The 1,179-nt window shown below is 59.5% G+C and carries 1 protein-coding gene; it reads right to left on the bottom strand.

The genetic code is table 11. The features are described 5' to 3' along the window. Nucleotides 1-3: 3 nt before the first annotated feature. On the bottom strand, nucleotides 4-1,179 hold a 1,176-nt coding region (gene tuf, locus K7A42_RS00115), incomplete at its 5' end, for an elongation factor Tu (RefSeq protein ID WP_004442617.1).

Below are 1,179 nucleotides of genomic sequence, written 5' to 3'. Positions count from 1 at the left end.
AGATTACTCGACGATCGAGGCAACGATGCCGGCGCCGACGGTACGGCCGCCTTCGCGGATAGCGAAGCGCAGCTTTTCTTCCATCGCGATCGGAACGATCAGCTCGACGTCAACGGTGACGTTGTCGCCAGGCATAACCATTTCCGTGCCTTCCGGAAGCGTAACGATGCCCGTGACGTCCGTCGTGCGGAAGTAGAACTGCGGACGGTAGTTCGTGAAGAACGGCGTATGACGGCCGCCTTCTTCCTTCGTCAGGATGTAGGCTTCTGCCTTGAACTTCTTGTGCGGCTTTACCGAACCCGGCTTGCACAGGATCTGACCACGCTCGACGCCGTCACGGTTAACACCGCGAACCAGTGCACCGATGTTGTCGCCAGCCTGGCCCTGGTCGAGCAGCTTGCGGAACATTTCAACGCCGGTAACAGTCGTCTTCGAGGTCGGACGGATGCCGACGATTTCGACTTCTTCACCAACCTTGACGATACCGCGCTCAACGCGACCCGTCACAACCGTACCACGGCCCGAGATCGAGAACACGTCTTCGATCGGCATCAGGAACGGCTGGTCGATCGGACGCTCAGGCGTCGGGATGTAGGCGTCAACCGCAGCCATCAGCTCGCGGATCGCGTCTTCACCGATCTTCTTGTCGGAATCTTCAAGAGCAGCAAGCGCCGAACCCTTGATGATCGGAATATCGTCGCCCGGGAAGTCGTAGGACGACAGAAGTTCGCGAACTTCAAGCTCGACGAGCTCGAGAAGCTCGGCGTCGTCAACCTGGTCGACCTTGTTGAGGAACACGACGATGGCCGGAACGCCAACCTGACGGGCAAGCAGGATGTGCTCGCGCGTCTGCGGCATCGGGCCGTCAGCGGCGGAGCAAACCAGGATCGCGCCGTCCATCTGGGCAGCACCGGTGATCATGTTCTTCACGTAGTCGGCGTGGCCGGGGCAGTCAACGTGAGCGTAGTGACGGTTGGCCGTCTCGTACTCAACGTGTGCCGTCGAGATCGTGATACCACGAGCCTTCTCTTCAGGAGCCGCGTCGATCTGGTCATACGCCTTGAACTCGCCGAAGAACTTCGTGATTGCTGCCGTCAGCGACGTCTTGCCATGGTCAACGTGACCGATCGTGCCAATGTTGACGTGCGGCTTCGTCCGCTCAAACTTGCTCTTTGCCAT

The sequence above is a fragment of the Agrobacterium sp. InxBP2 genome, assembly GCF_026191755.1.
GTDB lineage: Bacteria > Pseudomonadota > Alphaproteobacteria > Rhizobiales > Rhizobiaceae > Agrobacterium > Agrobacterium pusense.
The sequence above is the reverse complement of the archived record's forward strand: the minus strand, read 5'-3'. Positions and strand labels throughout refer to the sequence as shown.